The organism is Pseudomonas sp. R3.Fl, assembly GCF_023516765.1.
GTDB lineage: Bacteria > Pseudomonadota > Gammaproteobacteria > Pseudomonadales > Pseudomonadaceae > Pseudomonas > Pseudomonas citronellolis.
Window position 1 is genome coordinate 3037436 of record NZ_JAMGSO010000001.1, and the last position, 18763, is coordinate 3056198.

The 18763-nt window shown below is 66.0% G+C and carries 13 protein-coding genes; 10 read left to right on the plus strand and 3 right to left on the minus strand.

Annotated features, from left to right (window positions below; all coding sequences use genetic code 11):
* Positions 1–56: 56 nt before the first annotated feature.
* The 3 genes from M8R19_RS13370 to rpmE are packed head-to-tail and all read right to left on the minus strand — an operon-like array spanning position 57 to position 2550.
* A complete protein-coding gene (locus M8R19_RS13370; RefSeq protein WP_249918023.1) occupies positions 57–1508 on the minus strand; it encodes a M48 family metalloprotease in 1452 nt (483 codons plus the stop codon).
* Positions 1505–2311, minus strand: coding sequence for a thermonuclease family protein (locus M8R19_RS13375; protein WP_249918024.1), 807 nt, complete (start codon positions 2309–2311; stop codon positions 1505–1507). Before M8R19_RS13375 ends, M8R19_RS13370 begins: the two co-directional genes overlap by 4 nt.
* A 23-nt stretch (positions 2312–2334) precedes the next feature.
* Positions 2335–2550: a 50S ribosomal protein L31 gene (gene rpmE, locus M8R19_RS13380; RefSeq protein ID WP_009615432.1), complete on the minus strand. Its 216-nt coding sequence runs from the start codon at positions 2548–2550 to the stop codon at positions 2335–2337.
* A gap of 219 nt (positions 2551–2769) precedes the next feature.
* Between rpmE and M8R19_RS13385 the strand changes: the two genes are divergently transcribed.
* The 10 genes from M8R19_RS13385 to hslU all read left to right on the plus strand — a co-directional run bounded on the left by M8R19_RS13385 (position 2770) and on the right by hslU (position 18641).
* Entirely contained in the window at positions 2770–4989 is a 2220-nt protein-coding gene (locus M8R19_RS13385) for a primosomal protein N' (protein WP_249918025.1), read from the plus strand.
* A 329-nt stretch (positions 4990–5318) separates the two neighbouring features.
* Complete coding sequence (locus M8R19_RS13390; RefSeq protein WP_043269424.1) at positions 5319–5837, plus strand: Hcp family type VI secretion system effector; 519 nt, start codon at positions 5319–5321, stop codon at positions 5835–5837.
* 116 nt (positions 5838–5953) lie between these two features.
* Complete coding sequence (locus tag M8R19_RS13395) at positions 5954–8032, plus strand: type VI secretion system Vgr family protein (RefSeq protein WP_249918026.1); 2079 nt, start codon at positions 5954–5956, stop codon at positions 8030–8032.
* Between the two features lie 2 nt (positions 8033–8034).
* Entirely contained in the window at positions 8035–8820 is a 786-nt protein-coding gene (locus M8R19_RS13400) for a DUF4123 domain-containing protein (protein ID WP_249918027.1), read from the plus strand.
* Positions 8817–12635 (plus strand): hypothetical protein, encoded by a 3819-nt coding sequence (locus M8R19_RS13405; RefSeq protein WP_249918028.1) that lies wholly within the window; start codon positions 8817–8819, stop codon positions 12633–12635. Before M8R19_RS13400 ends, M8R19_RS13405 begins: the two co-directional genes overlap by 4 nt.
* Before the next feature lie 173 nt (positions 12636–12808).
* Positions 12809–13693 (plus strand): hypothetical protein, encoded by an 885-nt coding sequence (locus tag M8R19_RS13410; RefSeq protein ID WP_502943064.1) that lies wholly within the window; start codon positions 12809–12811, stop codon positions 13691–13693.
* A gap of 351 nt (positions 13694–14044) precedes the next feature.
* Positions 14045–15784 carry an arginine--tRNA ligase gene (gene argS, locus M8R19_RS13415; protein WP_249918030.1) on the plus strand — a complete coding sequence of 580 codons (1740 nt, stop codon included), beginning with the start codon at positions 14045–14047 and terminating at the stop codon, positions 15782–15784.
* A gap of 6 nt (positions 15785–15790) precedes the next feature.
* Positions 15791–16579, plus strand: a complete 789-nt coding sequence (locus M8R19_RS13420; RefSeq protein WP_249918031.1) for an SPOR domain-containing protein — start codon at positions 15791–15793, stop codon at positions 16577–16579.
* Between the two features lie 155 nt (positions 16580–16734).
* Positions 16735–17271, plus strand: a complete 537-nt coding sequence (gene hslV, locus M8R19_RS13425; RefSeq protein WP_024128800.1) for an ATP-dependent protease subunit HslV — start codon at positions 16735–16737, stop codon at positions 17269–17271.
* A gap of 29 nt (positions 17272–17300) precedes the next feature.
* Complete coding sequence (gene hslU / locus M8R19_RS13430) at positions 17301–18641, plus strand: ATP-dependent protease ATPase subunit HslU (RefSeq protein WP_043319135.1); 1341 nt, start codon at positions 17301–17303, stop codon at positions 18639–18641.
* Positions 18642–18763 lie beyond the last annotated feature (122 nt).

The following is an 18763-nucleotide window of genomic DNA, read 5'->3' on the forward strand; positions in this document are numbered from 1 at the left end:
ATACGCGGGAAGAAAGCGCCTGCCAAGATAGCTTCAGGGCTGCGGTGTCAATGCTGCTAACGCACGATTTTCAACCATTCCCCGGGTTTTGGCTGACCAGTTGGATACAAATCATTGAGCAATCGTATACGAGAAATCGCGTCAGATTCCGGCTCGTTTCCGCCCTTTGCCAGCTGTTCCAGGCTTTGCCCGGCCTTCGCCTGGACCAGCTGCAGGCGCCGCGGCTCGGCCAGTTTCCGTTCGTCGGCGCGCAGCGGGCGGAAACTGCGGATCACCGAGAGGAACTCGGCGTCGCGGCTTTCCAGCGAGGCGCGGCCTTTGACCACACCCACGAACAGGTAGGCGCCCTGGTCCTTGTAGATCACCGCCACGCGCCGCGCGGGCGAACCGGGGATCACCGCGGCGGCGCCCTTCAGACCGGCCTGGTTCAGTTCCTGCTCGTCGGCCAGGCGGCCGCCGGCGCCCTTGCGCAGGTATTCCAGCGGGCTCAGCTGGCCGTCGCGCGGCACCAGCTTCATGCCGATGTAGGCCTGCTGGTCCTCGGGGTAGCCGATCAGCGCGGTGGGCTGGTTGAGCATGCCCCAGCCCCTGGGATAGGTAAGGGTGAAGCCCAGCTCGCCGTGGTAGAAGCTTTGCCCGCGGCGGATGCCGGACTCGGCGGAATCGCCGAAGGGCATGCCGTCGATGGCCTTCAGGTAGCGGTCACGGTCGACCTCCTGCTGGCCGCCGGCCAGGGCCTGGGCCGGGCCCAGCACCTCCTGCAGGCGCCGGTCGTTGTCCGGGTGGGTGTCGAACAAGCCGTGATACCCCACCGGCTGCACCGCCTCGCCCTTGGCCTGGGCGACCTGGCGGGCATAGTCCTCCTGGTTCTTCAGCACCCGCACCACCTGGATCATCGCCTTGGGGTCGTAGCCGGCACGGGCCAGGTACTTGGCGCCCAGGCCGTCGGCCTGCAGCTCCATGTCGCGGCCGTAGCCGCGCACCACGGCGGTGCCGAGGACGTTGGTGAGGTCGCCGGCGGCGCTGACCCCGGTGCCGATGGCCACCGCCGCGCCGAGCACGTTCCAGGCGCTGGCCTGGCTCTGCTGGCGCACGCTGTGGCGGGCGGTGACGTGGCCGATCTCGTGGCCCAGCACCGCGGCCAGCTCGGCTTCGGAATTGAGGTAGGCCATCAGCCCGCGGTGGATGTAGATGTAGCCGCCGGGCAGGGCGAAGGCGTTGATGTCGGGGCTGTCGACCACGGTGAAGCGGTACTGCAGGGTGGGCCGGTCGCCGACCCGGGCGACGCGCTCGCCCACCTGCTGCACGTAGGCCTGGAGCTTCTCGTCGGTGTAACGCGGGTACTGCTTGGCCGCTTCCTGGCTGGCCTGGCGACCGAGGGCCAGCTCGTCCTGCTCGCTCATGGTGACGAAGTCGGTCTCGCCGGTGGCGGGGTTGACCGCGCAGCCGCCCAGCACGCCGCTCAGCGTGAACAGGCAGGTGAGCAACAGCATCCTTGTCTTGGTCATGGCAGCAGCTCCAGCATGGCCGGGTCGGTGATGGGCAGCATCCAGCGTGCCTGCCCCGGTTTCACGGCGCCGCGCGCGGAGCGGTCGATCACCCAGCCGCGCGCTTCCAGGGTGCGCCCGGGCAGCGCCTCCAGCGTGCGCTTATCGAACGCTTTCAACAGCTTAGGCTCGATCCGCAGTACCAGCGAACCGTCCATCTCCAGCCACAGGCCACCGCGGTTGCGCTGCACCTGGGCGACGCGCCCGCGGACGATGGCGAAGCCGCTCTGGCGCAGGCTTTGCGCGTCCTGCACCGGTGGGCGTTTCCACAGGCCACGGCCGGCCTTGCGCGCCTCGCGCTCGGCAGCCTGCTGGCAGGCGGTCAGCTCGGTGTTGGGCGCCACCGCCACCAAGTAGCCCAGGCCTTCGGCCAGCAGTTGCGCCTCGATGTTGCGCCCCTGGCGGTCGTACAGGTGCGCCAGGGTGCGGCCGTAATGGTCCTTGCCCTGGCGTCCGAGCTGCAACCCTAATTCGCCGTCGTTGGTCGCCACCAGCGCCTGCAGGCGTTGCCGCGCGGCCTCAGCGAAGGGCTCGGTGCTGCGCCCGCCGTGGGCCAGCTCCGGGGCGTTGACACCGATCAGGCGCACGTTGCGGCCATCGGACAGCTTCAGGGTGTCGCCATCCACCACCCGCGCCACGCGCACCGTGCCGGCGTCGCTGGGCGCCGGGCAGGACGCCGCCAGGGCCGGTGCGCCCAGGCAAATCGCGAGCACAAAAAAGGCGCCCCGCAGGGGCGCCTTTTTCAGCAGATCGGGAAAGGCCATCGGGGCTTTTCCGGAAATCGCTCTTACTTCTTGCCGCCGAACATGGCGAAACGCTGGTTGAAGCGATCGATACGGCCACCGGTGTCCACGACTTTCTGCTTGCCGGTGTAGAACGGGTGGCATTCGGAGCAGACGTCCAGGTGGATGCCTTTGCACAGGGTCGAACGGGTCTTGATCACGTTGCCGCAGCTGCAGGTGGCTTCGATTTCTTCGTACGCGGGATGGATTTCCGGTTTCATGATGTCTTCCTCTGGTTGGTGTGCCGCCACCCAGTCTCTGGCAGAAGCCGAGCCACGGCCTTCGAGGACCGCGGGCGGGATCTTTACCGGGCACCGCACGCAAATTAAGGGCGTGGATCATACCAGAGACTTCCGCCAGCGCAAGTCGGGGCGCCGACCGACCGTCGCCGCGGCCCGTGCTAAGATCGCCGCCTCACGACGCCCCGGAAAGCCCACAGCGTGCCCCGACCCAGCATCCTGCGCCTCGCCCTGCCCTCGCCGCTGCGCCGCCTGTTCGACTACCTGCCGCCGCGCGGGCTCGACCCCAGCCGCCTGCAGCCCGGCGTACGCCTGCGCGTGCCCTTCGGCCGCCGCGAGATCGTCGGCGTGCTGGTGGAGCTGGCGGACACCTCGGAAGTGCCCGAGGACAAGCTGCGCCCGGCGCTGGCCGTGCTCGACCGCGAGCCGCCGATGCCGGCGCACCTGCTGGAGCTGTGCCGCTGGACCGCGCAGTACTACCAGCACAGCCTCGGCGACACCCTGTCCTGGGCGCTGCCCAACCTGCTGCGCCAGGGCGAGCCGGCCGAGGCGCGGGTGCAGCGCTTCTGGCTCGCCGTCCCCGGCGCGCGCCTGGACGACCCGCGCCTGGCCCGTGCGCCGCGCCAGCGCCAGGCCCTGCAGACGCTGCAGCAGCACCCCCACGGCGTGCTCCATGAACTGCTCGGCCAGCTGGACATCAACAAGGACAGCCTCGACCTGCTGGTGGAAAAGGGCCTGGCCACGCTGGAGAGCCGCCGCCACGTGCCGGCGGAACACCACGGCGGCTGGCTGGCCCAGGCCGAGCTGCCGCTCAACGCCGAGCAGCGCGCCGCCTGCGAAGCGGTGCGCGCCGGCTTCGGCGCCTTCCACAGCTACCTGCTGGCCGGCGTCACCGGCAGCGGCAAGACCGAGGTCTACCTGCAGCTGATCCACCAGGTGCTGGAGGCCGGCAAGCAGGCGCTGGTGCTGATCCCGGAGATCAACCTCGGCCCGCAGACGCTGAGCCGCTTCGAGCGCCGCTTCAACGCGCGCATCGCCCTGCTGCACTCGGCGCTGACCGACCGCGAGCGCCTGGACGCCTGGCTGGCCGCCCGCGACGGCGAGGCCGACATCGTCATCGGCACCCGCTCGGCGCTGTTCACCCCGCTGAAGAACCCCGGGCTGATCATCATCGACGAGGAGCACGACGCCTCCTATAAACAGCAGGAAGGCCTGCGCTACCACGCCCGCGACCTGGCCCTGGTGCGCGCGCGCCTGGAGAAGGTGCCGATCCTGCTCGGCTCGGCCACGCCCTCGCTGGAAAGCCTGCACAACGCCGCCAGCGGCCGCTATGGCCTGCTGCGCCTGACGCAGCGCGCCGGCGGCGCCCAGGCGCCGAAGTTCCAGCGCCTGGACGTGAAGAGCCTGCCGCTGGACGCCGGCCTGTCGATGCCGCTGCAGCGCGCCATCGGCGAAACCCTCGGCGCCGGCCAGCAGGTGCTGGTGTACCTGAACCGCCGCGGCTTCGCCCCGACCCTGCTGTGCCACGACTGCGGCTGGATCAGCCAGTGCCCGCGCTGCGACGCACGCATGACGCTGCACCAGGGCTCCGGCGAGCTGCGCTGCCATCACTGCGACCACCGCGAGCGCCCGCCGCGCCAATGCCCCAAGTGCGGCCAACTGGACCTGCGCCCGGTCGGCGCCGGTACCGAGCGCGCCGAGGAGCGCCTGCGCATCCTCTTCCCCGACTACCCGGTGCTGCGCATCGACCGCGACAGCACCTCGCGCAAGCACGCCATGCGCGACCTGTTCGCCACCATCAACAAGGGCGAGCCGTGCATCCTGGTCGGCACCCAGATGCTCGCCAAGGGCCACCACTTCCCGCGCGTCACCCTGGTGGCGATCCTCGACGCCGACGGCGGGCTGTTCTCCGCCGACTTCCGCGCCAGCGAGCGCATGGCCCAGCAGATCGTCCAGGTCGCCGGCCGCGCCGGGCGCGCCGAGGAGCCCGGCCGGGTGCTGATCCAGACGCACCTGGCCGACCACCCGCTGCTGGTGCAACTCACCGAGCAGGGCTACTTCGCCTTCGCCGACCAGGCCCTGGCCGAACGCCGCGCCGCCGGCCTGCCGCCGTTCTGCCACCTGGCCCTGCTGCGCGCCGAGGCGCACAAGCCGGGCCAGGCCGAAGGCTTCCTCGACGAGGCCTGCGCCGAAGCCGAGCGCCTGCAGGCGCAACTGGGCAGCGACGTCGAGCTGCTCGGCCCGGTGCCGGCGCCCATGGAACGCCGCGCCGGCCGCTTCCGCGCCCAGCTGCTGCTGATGAGCAGCGCCCGCGTGCCGCTGCACCGCCTGCTGTCGTGCTGGCTGCCGATCCTCGAAAGCATGCCCGGCGGGCGCCAGGTGCGCTGGTCGCTGGACGTCGATCCGATCGATCTGTTCTAGAAAAGCGGCTGCAAGCTGAAAAGCTCCGTGGGCGCGAGGGGCTTGCGGGGCGCGCAACTTCTTGCACGGCCTATCTTGCGCAGGGTTGTGGATAGACCGCTGGAAGCCTTTGTTCACGCTGCCTGCAAGGGGATGGCAAGTTCTTGCACAGCAGCGCGCAAGAAGTTGCGCAGAAAGTCCCTGTAACGCCTTCGGACAACAGCTGCAGGTTTGCTGCAGCTCCCAGGAGGCGGGCGCTGCAGGGTTGCTGGCACGCAAATTGTGTTGCCAGGGCTCCCACTGGGTCGTGAACCCCGGGGCCATCAACTCACACGGCAAGGAGAGCTTTCATGCCAACACCCGCGTATCTGTCCCTCGAAGGCACCAAACAGGGCCTGATCACCGCCGGCACCTTCACCGAGGACTCGGTCGGCAACATCTTCCAGGAAGGCCACGAAGACCAGGTCCTGGTCCAGGCGTTCAACCACCAGGTCATCATCCCGCGCGACCCGCAGTCCGGCCAGCCGACCGGCCAGCGCGTGCACAAGCCGCTGATGATCACCAAGGTCTTCGACAAGTCCTCGCCGCTGATCTTCAACGCTCTGACCTCCGGCGAGCGCCTGAACAAGTGCCGCCTGGAGTGGTACCGCACCTCCTCCACCGGCACCCAGGAGCACTACTTCACCATCGAACTGGAAGACGCGGTGATCGTCGACGTGCAGTCGCGCATGCCGAACTGCCAGGACCCGAACATGGCGCATTTCACCCACCTGGAAGACGTCTACTTCACCTACCGCAAGATCGTCTGGACCCATGAGGTTTCCGGTACCTCCGGTTCCGACGACTGGCGCACCCCGATCGCCTCCTGATCGGTCGCGACACGTGCTGTTCACATCGGCCGGGTTTCCGGCCGATGTGTCTTTTCCAGGCCTGAGCCGGCGCTGCGGCAACTGCCGGGCAGGCCCTCCGCGCAGAGGAACATAGGATGTTCGCCCCGGCCAACCAGCCCCATTTCAGCCTGAATATCGACGGCCTCGACAGCGACCTGCAGGTGCTCGAATTCCATGGCCGCGAAGCCCTGAACCAACCCTATCGCTTCGACATCGAGCTGGTCAGCGAACGTCCCGACCTGGACCTGGAAAGCCTGCTGCACAAGGGCGCCTACCTGGACCTGGGGCAGGGCCACGGCATCCATGGCCAGTTGCACCGGGTGGCCCAGGGCGAATCCGGCCAGCGCCTGACCCGCTACCAAGTGAGCCTGGTGCCACGTTTGGCCTACCTCGCGCATCGGCATAACCAGCGCATTTTCCAGCAGCTGACGGTGCCGCAGATCATCACCCAGGTGCTGGAAGAGCACGGCATCCTCGCCGATGCCCAGCGCCTCCAGCTCGGCCCCACCGTCTACCCGCCGCGCGACTACTGCACCCAGTACGACGAGAGCGACCTGCACTTCGTCCAGCGCCTGTGCGAAGAGGAAGGCCTCCACTACCACTTCGAGCACAGCCCCGACGGGCACCTGCTGGTGTTCGGCGACGACCAGACGGCCTTCCCCAAGCTGGCCCCGGTGGCCTACCAGCAGGACTCCGGCCTGGTTGCCGACCAGCCGGTGATCAAGCGCTTCGGCCAGCGCCTGGAAACCCGTACCGCCCGCGTCAGCCGCCGCGACTACGACTTCGAGAAGCCCAGGCTGCAACTGGAAAGCATGGCCCGCAGCGACAGCCGCCCGGATCTCGAGGACTACGATTACCCCGGCCGCTTCACCGAGCGCGAGCGCGGCAAGCTGCTGAGCCAGCGCAGCCTGGAAAGGCACCGCGCCGACTACCGCCAGGCCGAGGGCCGCAGCGACCAGCCGAGCCTGCGCAGCGGCCATTTCCTGCCCCTGCGCGAGCACCCGCGCGGCGAGTGGAACGACCTCTGGCTGCTTACCGAAGTGCTGCACGAAGGCAAGCAGCCGCAGGTGCTGGAAGAGTCGGTCACCAGCAACACCCGCGACGGCCAGGACGACTTCCACCAGGGCTACCGCAACCGTTTCCTCGCCACGCCCTGGGACGTGCCCTACCGCCCGCCGCTGGCGCATCCCAAGCCGCGCGTGCTGGGCAGCCAGACCGCCGTGGTGACGGGGCCGAAGGGCGAGGAGATCCACTGCGACAAGTACGGGCGGGTCAAGGTGCAGTTCCACTGGGACCGCATCGGTGCGGCCGACGACAAGACCAGCTGCTGGCTGCGCGTGGCCTCCAGTTGGGCCGGCAAGCAGTACGGCGCCATCGCCATTCCGCGCATCGGCATGGAAGTGCTGGTGACCTTCCTCGAAGGCGACCCGGACCAGCCGCTGATCAGCGGCTGCCTGTACCACGCCGAGCACCTGCCGGCCTACGAGCTGCCGGCGAACAAGACCCGCAGCCTGTTCAAGACGCTCTCCAGCCCTGGCGGCGGTGGCTACAACGAGCTGCGCATCGAGGACCGCAAGGGCCAGGAGCAGATCTACCTGCATGCCCAGCGCGACTGGGACGAGAACATCGAGCACGACCAGAAGATCCGCGTCGGCCACGAACGCCACGACACCGTGGAAGCCAACGCCTACAGCGAGTTCAAGGCCGAGGAACACCGCACCACCCATGGCGACCGCAAGGTCGAGGTGCGCGCCGACGACCATCTCTCGGTGGGTAATGACCAGCACGTGAAGCTCGGCAATGGCCAGTTCATCGAGGCTGGCAACGAAATCCACTACTACGCCGGCGAGAAGGTGGCGATCGACGCGGGCCAGGAACTGACCCTCAAGGCCGGCGGCAGCTTCGTCAAGCTCGACCCCGGCGGCGTCACCCTCAGCGGTGCCGAGGTGATGCTCAACAGCGGCGGCAGCCCGGGCCTGGGCACGCCGGCGGCGCCGTTGTTGCCAGGCAAGCTCCAAGCGCCGGACGAGAGCGCTCCGGGTGCTGTCCTGCAGCATCGCCTCAAATCGGAAATGCCGATCGTAGAACTGTGCCAGAAGCCCAGGGGAGGCACCCCACTGCAGTGCCCGCTCAGTGACTGCCCATGCCGCAAGGCGATGAAGGAGGTGCTCTGAACATGCCAACCTCCGTTCTGCTGGACCATTCGGACGACCTGCTCCAGCGCCTCGCACTGCTCGGAGAAGGCCGCGCTCCACGCCGGCTCTTCCATCAGACCGAACTGTCGCTCTACGTCGATCAGAGCCCGGTATGGATGCCCGCGGGGCAGGCATTGCTGTCGGCGTTCCAGGAAGCCCCCGAACAGTGGCCGGGCCTGTTGATCCACAGCCGGGCCGACGAGCGCACCCTGCTCGGTCATCTCCGCCGGATTCTCGTGGTGCGTTTCGACGGTGGCTTGCGCCGGGGCCTGCTGCGCTACTGGAGCCCTCGAACCGCCAGTTACTTCTTTTCGGCCAATATGGAGGAACAGGCCCGCTGGATGGGGCCGATCGAGAGACTCGGCTGGCATGGCGGGACCTGGCGCGAAAAGGCCGAGGGGCGCGAAGGCTGGAGGAATCGGGACAACCCGCGGTTCGAACGCTGGGTCTCCCCCCAGGACTCGCTGCCCCCCTGCCTCAGCGCCGAGCAGGAAGCCGCATTGCTGCAACAACAGCGAGAACATTTTGTCTTCCAGTGGCTGGAAACACCCGGGCAGCCCTTCGCCGAAGCCTGGGAGTACTTCGGAGAAGGGTTGGCCGTTGGCTTCGAGGAAAGCGACCCCATGTCGCGCTACCTCGACCTTCGTGTCGCCTATCGCGGCCAGAAGGCGCCCGCGGAACTCTCCGGAAATACCGCAGACGAGCGCCTGGCCTACCTGGAAGAGCACCTGCGGCAAGGCAGCATGAACAAGGAAGACCATATATGACCGCATCGATCGGCAAACTGGGCGGAGGCCCGGCGTGCGAGACCGGCAAACTCATCGTTCAGGTTATCGGCAAGGAACATCCGGCCAGCCAGAAACTGGTGATTTACGATGACAAGGATAGCCAGCAGCAGGAGTGGCTCACCAAGCAGGGCAAGCCGGAGAACCTCGCCGACGAACTGTGCAGCAGCGTTCTGCATGTGTGGGACTGGAGCGGGCAACCCAAGCGTCATCTCTGGCTGGAAATCGCCTCGCAGAAAGGGAGCCCCATCCGGGTGCCGCTATGCGACGACCTGCGGGTGACCCCCAGGCAAGCTGACGCGCAGTGGAACCAGGTCATCCCCGTGCTACCCCTCACCGCCCTGAGGGGCGCCAAGAGCCCTTACGACCTCGGTGCGCCCGTGCTGTGCCGCCCCGGTTACCTCTATGTCTTCTATCGAGACAAGTTGTGGCGCGAGCTGGAGATTCGCACCGATAGCGACAAGACGCTCTTCCATGACATCGATGTCGCGCGCTACCGCACCGGCCAGGGCTTCAAACCCGAGGTACGCCAGGCCACGGGGCAGGGGCTGGAAGATATCTGGCTACCGGCCCGATGGAACGACCGGGACGTCTCGGACCTGCGCCTCTGCTACTCGGAGATACAGCTGGGAGCCGCGCGCCTGAACTTCCTCGAATGCCATCCCGACGAACTGGCCCGACGCTGCCAGTCGTTCCGGCTGCAGGCAAGCTCGCGCGTCTTCAAGGACCTCTATCGGGGCAAGCCGGATGGCGCCGCCATGCTCGAGCATTTCTCGCAGTTCGACGCCCGCGACAGTGTTTCCGTATCCACCAGCGTGCCGGCGCAGGTCGCGCGCTTGAACCTGGACCACCGCGCCTTCCCGCTTTCGCTGGTCGCCCCCCAGCGCGCCCGCGCACAGATCTTCGAGTATCTGCTGGAGCACCCCGCCCGCTACCTCTGCGACCTCAGCGGTCAGTTTCCCGATCAGGAATACCGACGGGCGATGGCCTTCCTCAACCAGGGCATGCTGGGAGAAAAGACCAGCCCGACTCACCTGCTGGAACTGAGCGCCGTCGCCGATGCCCTGTCGAGAAGCCTGAAAACGGCGCAACCGCCGGCGGGGGAAGCGGCGCCGCCGGAGGAAGATGTCTGGCAAGCGCAGCCGGGAGCGACGGACGTATTGGCGAAGGTACGCCCACGGCAGCTCTGCGGCGTGCTTCTGGACGATGCGCGGTATCGCATGCGCCACCTGGAAAGCCGCATAGACAATCATCGTCAGCTGCTGCAGGTCTGTGCCCGCCACGCCGCCACGCAGCCCAACCATGGCAGCGCATTGCTGGTGCAACAGCTGGTTGTCGCCCGCACCCTGCAAGGCAAGCCCAATCCACTGCACAAGGAGATCGACAAGCTCAGCCGCCAGGGGTTGTACGATATCAATCGCAATACCGCGGTACTCGAGCGTATCGAGGCGTGGCAAGGCTTCATGTCCGCGCAGAACCTGCTGCGTGAAGCGCTGGAACAGACGCGTAGCGTCGCCACGCTGGCCGATCACCTGAGCCTGGAGGGATTCCAGTACCTGGGCGCGCTGCATGCCACGACGCGCACCCTGGCCTGTCTGGCGCTGAATCCTGCACAGGTCGACCCCCTCGCGCCGACTGGCGATCTCAACGACGCCACGGGTAACGGCAGCCCCACCAGCCCGCGCGTCAGCGAGGGGCAGAAGTTCCTCGCGAAGCTCCAGCAAGACACCCGGTCCCCCCTGCATCGCCTGCTCTGGCCCGACGTGGACGAGCCCCGGCTCTGCAAGGCGCACGAACCCAAACCCGTCGCGCCCAATCCGGGAACCGGGCAATTCCGTGGAGAAGAACTGGCGAAGCTGGAAAACGCCGTGGTCCCGCCCGCCGACAACTGGCTCACCCTCGATGAAACACTGCTCGGCGCCTTGCTCGCCGGCGCCAGCCTGGACAGCTTCCTGACGCTCGGCGGCAAAAACCTCAACGGCGCGCTGATGAGCGTTTTCGACACCTTGCAAGGGGCGATGGAAGTCGCCCAGGACGCGCTGGACAACGTGCGTCAGTTGTCCAGCCAGGCCATCGCCAACGCCAATGCCACCCAGCAGGCCGCCAAGAGCGCCGACGCCCGACTCGCCCAGACGCGGCGGCAGCTTGGCCGGCAAGGCCGGCCGATCACCCTTGGCCTGCATGGCCCCGGGCTGCAGCAACTGCGCAGCATGCTGCCGGGCACCTTCGGCTACGCCGTATTCGTGCGGCGTAACCAATTCGACAGGACCACTCACTACCTGTTCGGCATGGAAGACCTGCCGACCCGGCCGCGCACGGCCACCCGCTACTATGGCGAATACCTCAGCCCGCAAGGCAAGGTGCTGGGCAGCACCGACCGCCAGCGCATCCAGGGCGACGACATCGTGAAAGGCGATCATTGGGTCATCGCCATCCCCCGCAACCACTCGACCGCGCGCCTGGTCGGCGAGATGAACAAGCGCCTCACCGCGGCCCAGGCCGCCGACGCCGCCGCCGAGGTTGCCGCCCGGGAGGCACAGGTACGCGGCGCCGCGCTGAGCGAAGCGGTGGGAGCACTGCAAGAGCAGAAGAATGCGCGGGCCTATCGCATACTCAATTCCACACCGTTTTCAGCAGCGGTGTTGATGTTGGAGATGTGGAATGTGAGGGCGGAGTGGAATGCGTGGGATCAGAACACACGAGAGAAAGGGCAATATAGGTCAGTTAGTGGGACTTTAAGTGCTATTTTTGACACGTTGGTTGCTATGGAGGCTCTGACGGTCAAGTTGGCTGGCAACCAGTCTTCCCTAGCTATAGCACGTAAAACTCTATTTCGGGTCCCACAGGTAATTACAAAAGCCATGGGGGAGTTAGGGATCTCGATAATAGAAAGCATCACGGGGCGGCTGATACTGCAATCCTTTGCTGGAATAGTATTCTGCGGTGTGAGTCTTTACGACGCTTGGTACGCTTGGCAATGGCATGATCAAGCCATGTATGGCTACCTGCTCATGGCCAGTGGCGCACTGATTGGGGCGGCGGGAGGCTGGTTGGCTGGCAGTGCCACTTTCCTCGGCCTTACCCCTGCGGGTTGGCTCTGCCTGCTACTGGTCGGCGCAGGGGCAGGCCTGGTCTACGCATTGTCCTCTACGCCTTTGCAGGACTGGCTAAGCAATGGTCCCTTTGGCGAAGGGCAGGGCGAAAAGGCCGCCCACCTACTTAACTCCGACGAGGCGTTCTACCGCCTGGTGGGCGTGCTCGCGAATATCCGCATCAGCATCCAGCCCAATCCCCGCTTCGAACCCGCCGCCAAACTGGATGTAAACGAGCCGATTCCCTTCCGCGTCCGCCAGGCCAACACGTTGATCCGCCTGGAAAGCGCCTTGCCCGGCTTGCTGGCGAACCTGGGTAACGTCGACATTCGCGCCGAATGCCGGTTGCGCCCGGTGCATACCGTCAACGTAAAAGGCGAAGCCGCCTATACGGAGGTCCGCTCGGCGACTCACGAGCCACCCCAGGCGCCGCTGGCCCAGCGGCTGTTTCCCGATGCACTGGAACTGTACTTCCAGACGCCGGCTGTCCATGTGTTGCAACCCCACAAGCCGGAACAGTTTCTGGCCCAGCGCTGGGCCGTGCGGGCGCAGTTCATCCTTCAGGGCGCAGGGCAAAACCGTATATTCCCCACGCCAGGCATCAAGGCGGCAACGGTTTATGGGCCGGAGTACGCCAAGCCGGACTTCGGCAGTACAGGGCGCCCCTTCTGGGCCGACGAGCAAACCCATCAGGCAAGCAATTGATGACAAGCCAGGACTACTACTCGCCTACCAGCTACCGTCCGGATCGGATTCCGGATCAACCAGCCTCGCAGGCGCGAGGTCTGTATCAGAAATTTTCCTGCACTCGTCTGCCCTGGGGATGTACGCAGGATGTTATCCCCTCCAATCTTCTGGGCTTTTTAACGCCCCAAGCTATACGCAGGCATGACCAGATACATCAGGAAAAATCTGAGCAGCTGAAAAATGGAACCTATAAGAAAACTCCTTTCGACGATGTAGAGCTACATCAAAAATATGATCACCAGAATTTTAGAATGGCCAGATTACCAGGCAGCTCCCAATTTTGGTTGATACTGGAGTTTTTCGGAAAAATATCAACCATCTTTTTTATGGTGGCATTTCCAATCAGCTACTTATTAATTTTATCAAAGCTAAGTACTTACCAGTGGGAAGCTGGAGAGTGGTACAAATTGCTATCAGGATATCTGCCCATACTCATCCCAACTCTAGTGTGTTGGGCAGTAGGACATATCGTTGTTAATTATTTTCCTGGCTTTTGGTTCCGCCCTCCCAAAGGCCCACTCTGGGACTTGAATCGCCGAACAGGTCTCGTCACGCTGTATGACTACAAGACCTTCAAAAAGACCGGTGTGATCGGTGAAGTCAGCGCGCCTTTCTATGAGTTCGATGCCTATATCCATACCAGCCCGGATCGCCAAGGCTCCCCGCTCAATGTGCTGTTCCTGATGCATCGCTACCGCGATATCCGGGTCAAGGTCGGCGCATTGCTCGGAGCCGAACAGACTCCGCAGGAAGTTTGTGCACTCTGGGATCTACTTCAGAACTACATGGATACCAGTCGTCCTCTGCCCGACACGCCAGCGCTGGAAGAGTACCGCGCCAACGACCCGATCACTGCCGAGCATGACCGCAAAACCGGCCGCAACCCTCGCTATTGGATCGATATGGACGATGAAACCTTCAAGGCTCACTGCCGTGAGATGACAGTGAAAATAGAGGCCATCGATACCTTCTCGCGCCCCAACCTGATGGCTCGGCATGTCGAATATCTGAATTAGGAAGATAGTGATTTACGGTGCCATCAATATAAGAAAGAGGCCGTTATATTCAGAGCCTCAATGAAAGCCCGCTCATACCAAGAAGCACCGGCGCTCCTGACAAGACAGCTCGCAAAGACACTGCAGCGCGCTCTTTAAGTGGCAATCACGACCCGATACGCCATAGCCGCAGTAGGGTATACGCCCCACCGCCCTCTCCCACCCTGGCAGAAATCAAGGTCCAGATGGGCTTTTGCTTGTAGCTTTAAGCTTACGGCTTGCTGCTGCGCCCTCCGGGCACCGATAATGCGCGGTTCTGAGCCAGATATGCGGTCGAGCGCCCCGAGTCGCGCGCGAGCACGGAGAAACGCCATGAAAGACACCATCCGCCAGCTGATCCAGCACGCCCTCGCCAGCCTCGTCGAGGACGGCACCCTGCCGGCCGGGCTGAGCCCGGACATCCAGGTCGAGACCACCAAGGACCGCAGCCACGGCGACTACGCCAGCAACATCGCCATGATGCTGGCCAAGCCCGCCGGCCTGAAGCCGCGCGACCTGGCCACCAAGCTGGTCGCCGCGCTGCCGGCCAACCCGCAGGTGGCCAAGGTGGAGATCGCCGGCCCCGGCTTCCTCAACTTCTTCCAGGACCAGGCCTGGCTGGCCGCCAGCCTCGACGCCGCCCTGCGCGACGACCACCTGGGCGTGCGCAAGGCCAGCCCGGCGCAGCGCGTGGCCGTGGACCTGTCCTCGCCGAACCTGGCCAAGGAGATGCACGTCGGCCACCTTCGCTCGACCATCATCGGCGACGCCGTGGCCCGGGTGCTGGAGTTCCTCGGCGACACCGTGATCCGCCAGAACCACGTGGGCGACTGGGGCACCCAGTTCGGCATGCTGCTGGCCTACCTGGAAGAGCAGCCGGTGGACGCCCAGGCCGAACTGCACGACCTGGAAGTCTTCTACCGCGCCGCCAAGAAGCGTTTCGACGAGTCCCCCGAGTTCGCCGACCGCGCCCGCGAACTGGTGGTCAAGCTGCAGGCCGGCGACGCCGAGTGCCTGCGCCTGTGGACGCGCTTCAACGAAATCTCCCTGTCGCACTGCCAGAAAGTCTACGACCAGTTGGGCGTGAAGCTGACCATGGCCGACGTCAAGGGCGAGAGCGCCTACAACGACGACCTCGCCAACGTGGTCGACGAACTCAAGGCCAAGGGCCTGCTGACCGAGGACGACGGCGCCCTATGCGTGTTCCTCGACGAGCTCAAGAACGCCGAAGGCAACCCGCTGCCGGTGATCGTGCAGAAGGCCGGCGGCGGCTACCTGTACGCCACCACCGACCTGGCGGCAATGCGCTACCGCAACAAGGTGCTGCACTGCGACCGCGTGCTGTACTTCGTCGACCAGCGCCAGGCCCTGCACTTCCAGCAGGTGTTCGAAGTGGCGCGCCGCGCCGGCTTCGTCCCGGCCGGCATGGACCTGGAGCACATGGGCTTCGGCACCATGAACGGCGCTGACGGCAAGCCGTTCAAGACCCGCGACGGCGGCACCGTGAAGCTGATCGACCTGCTCGACGAAGCCGAGGAACGCGCCTACACCCTGGTCAAGGCCAAGAACCCCGAGCTGGGCGACGCCGAGCTGCGCCACATCGCCCATGCCGTGGGCATCGGCGCGGTGAAGTACGCCGACCTGTCGAAGCACCGCACCAGCGACTACAGCTTCAACTTCGAGCAGATGCTCAGCTTCGAGGGCAACACCGCGCCCTACCTGCTCTACGCCTACACCCGCGTGGCCAGCATCTTCCGCAAGCTGGGCAAGGGCTATGACGAAGTCGGCGGCAAGATCGTCCTGGAGGCTCCGCAGGAGCAGGCCCTGGCCGCGCAACTGGCGCAGTTCGGCGACCTGCTCAACAATGTCGCGCTCAAGGGCGTGCCGCACATCCTCTGCGCCTACCTGTACGAACTGGCCGGGCTGTTCTCCAGCTTCTACGAGCACTGCCCGATCCTCGCCGCGCAGACCCCGGAGCAGCAGGAAAGCCGCCTGAAACTGGCCGCACTGACGGGCCGCACCCTCAAGCAGGGCCTGGAGCTGCTGGGCCTGGAAACCCTGGAACGCATGTAACCCTCCATGGCCAAGAAGAAACCCGCTCCCAAGCGCGGCGCCAGCCGCTACCAGGCCCCGGCCAAGAAGACCTCGGTCCCCGGCTGGGTGTGGCTGGTCGCAGGCCTTGCCATCGGCGGCTTCATCATGTTCCTGATGAAGCTGGAACCGGGCCGCAACGAAGTGCGCCGGGAGAAGCCCGAGCAGCAGAAGCCGGGCATCGCCCAGGGCGCCAAGCCGGCCACGCCGGCGCAGCAGCCCTCGGCGGTGGCGGTGAAGCCCAAGTACGACTTCTACACCCTGCTGCCGGGTTCGGAAGTGGTGGTGCCGCCGGAAGCCGTGCCGGAGAAGCCGCAGACGCCGACGGTGGTCAGCACCCCGGAGGAAGCGGCGAAGATCGACGCCGCCCGCGCCCAGGCCGCGCTCAACGGCCAGACCCCGCCGCCGCCGGCGGTGGTCAAGCCGGCCACGCCGCCGCAACCGGCAACGGCGCAGCAGCCGGCCGCCCAGGCCAAGGCCACGCCGCCGGCCACGGCCCCGGCGAGCAAGCCGATCGCCCCGCCGGCGGTGGCCGCCACCCAGTTCTTCCTGCAGGCCGGGTCGTTCCGCAAGCAGGCCGACGCCGACCGCGTGCGCGCCCAGGTGATCCTCCTCGGCCAGAGCGCGCGGGTGGAATCCGGCGCGGTGCGCGACGAGACCTGGTACCGGGTGATGGTCGGGCCGTTCAGCGACCGCTCGCAGGTTTCCGCGGCGCAGAAACAACTGTCGGCCAACGGCTTCAGCAACCTGCTGTTACAGCAGCGCCAGACCCGCTGAAGCCCCGCGCGGGCCCGCCTTGGGCGGGTTCGCGCGGCGTCCGTCGGACGCCGCCTTCAAGGCACGTCCGTCGCCCTGCCTTGAAGGCCGCGTCCTTCATCCCCATATGACTCCGCATTCGGGCACCAATGCCCCGCTGTGTGGAGAACTCCCCCTTGACCACTATCGTTTCTGTCCGCCGCAACGGCAAAGTCGTCATGGGCGGCGACGGCCAGGTTTCCCTTGGCAACACCGTCATGAAAGGCAACGCGAAGAAGGTCCGCCGCCTCTACCACGGCCAGGTGCTGGCCGGTTTCGCCGGCGCCACCGCCGACGCCTTCACCCTCTTCGAACGCTTCGAGCAGCAGCTTGAAAAGCACCAGGGGCACCTGGTCCGCGCCGCCGTCGAGCTGGCCAAGGACTGGCGCACCGACCGCTCCCTGAGCCGCCTGGAAGCCATGCTGGCGGTGGCCAACAAGGACGCCTCGCTGATCATCACCGGCAACGGCGACGTGGTCGAACCCGAGCACGGCCTGATCGCCATGGGCTCCGGCGGCGGCTTCGCCCAGGCCGCGGCCATGGCCCTGCTGCAGAAGGCCGATGACGCCATGTCCGCCCGCGAGATCGCCGAAACGGCGCTGAACATCGCCGGCTCCATTTGCGTGTTCACCAACCAGAACCTCACCATCGAGGAGCTCGACAGCGCCGTCTGAGGCCCTGTCGCTCCGGAGTAGCCGAACAAATGTCCATGACTCCCCGCGAGATCGTCCACGAACTCAACCGCCACATCATCGGCCAGGACGACGCCAAGCGCGCCGTGGCCATCGCCCTGCGCAACCGCTGGCGGCGCATGCAGCTGCCGGCCGAGCTGCGCGCCGAGGTGACGCCGAAGAACATCCTGATGATCGGCCCCACCGGCGTCGGCAAGACCGAGATCGCCCGGCGCCTGGCCAAGCTGGCCAACGCCCCGTTCATCAAGGTGGAAGCGACCAAGTTCACCGAGGTGGGCTACGTCGGCCGTGACGTCGAGTCGATCATCCGCGACCTGGCCGACGCCGCGATCAAGATGCTCCGCGAGCAGGAAGTGCAGAAGGTCAAGTACCGCGCCGAGGACGCCGCCGAGGAACGCATCCTCGACGCCCTGCTGCCGCCGGCGCGAACCGCCGGCTTCGGCGACGAGCCGGCGCGCGAGGACTCCAACACCCGCCAGCTGTTCCGCAAGCGCCTGCGCGAAGGCCAGCTGGACGACAAGGAGATTGACATCGAGGTGGCCGACGTCCCGGCCGGCGTGGAAATCATGGCGCCGCCCGGCATGGAGGAGATGACCAACCAGTTGCAGAACCTGTTCTCCAACATGGGCAAGGGCAAGCGCAAGACGCGCAAGCTGAAGGTCGCCGAGGCCATGAAGCTGATCCGCGACGAGGAGGCCCAGCGCCTGGTCAACGAGGAAGACCTCAAGGCCCGCGCCCTGGAAGCCGTGGAGCAGAACGGCATCGTCTTCATCGACGAGATCGACAAGATCGCCAAGCGCGGCAACGTCGGCGGCGCCGACGTCTCCCGCGAGGGCGTGCAGCGCGACCTGCTGCCGCTGATCGAGGGCTGCACCGTCAACACCAAGCTGGGCATGGTCAAGACCGACCACATCCTGTTCATCGCCTCGGGCGCCTTCCACCTGTCCAAGCCCAGCGACCTGGTGCCGGAGCTGCAGGGCCGCCTGCCGATCCGCGTCGAGCTAAAGGCCCTGAGCCCGGACGACTTCAAGCGCATCCTGCGCGAGCCGCACGCCTCGCTCACCGAGCAGTACACCGCGCTGCTGAAGACCGAGGGCCTGGACATCGCCTTCGCCGACGACGGCATCCAGCGCCTGGCGGAGATCGCCTGGCAGGTCAACGAGAAGACCGAGAACATCGGCGCCCGCCGCCTGCACACGCTGCTGGAACGCCTGCTGGAGGAAGTCTCCTTCGATGCGGCGGACCTGGCCAGCGAGCACAGCGACAAGCCGATCGTGATCGACGCCGCCTACGTCAACGGCCACCTAGGCGAGCTGGCCCAGGACGAGGACCTGTCGCGGTATATTCTCTAACAGCCGCTAGAGGCTATAGGCTGAAGGCTATAGGCAAGAGCGAAAAGCTTTGTCCCGGCGACGGTGCCGTACGCTCCTAGCCTCCAGCCTCCAGCCTCCAGCCTCCAAGCCTCTATGCGGGA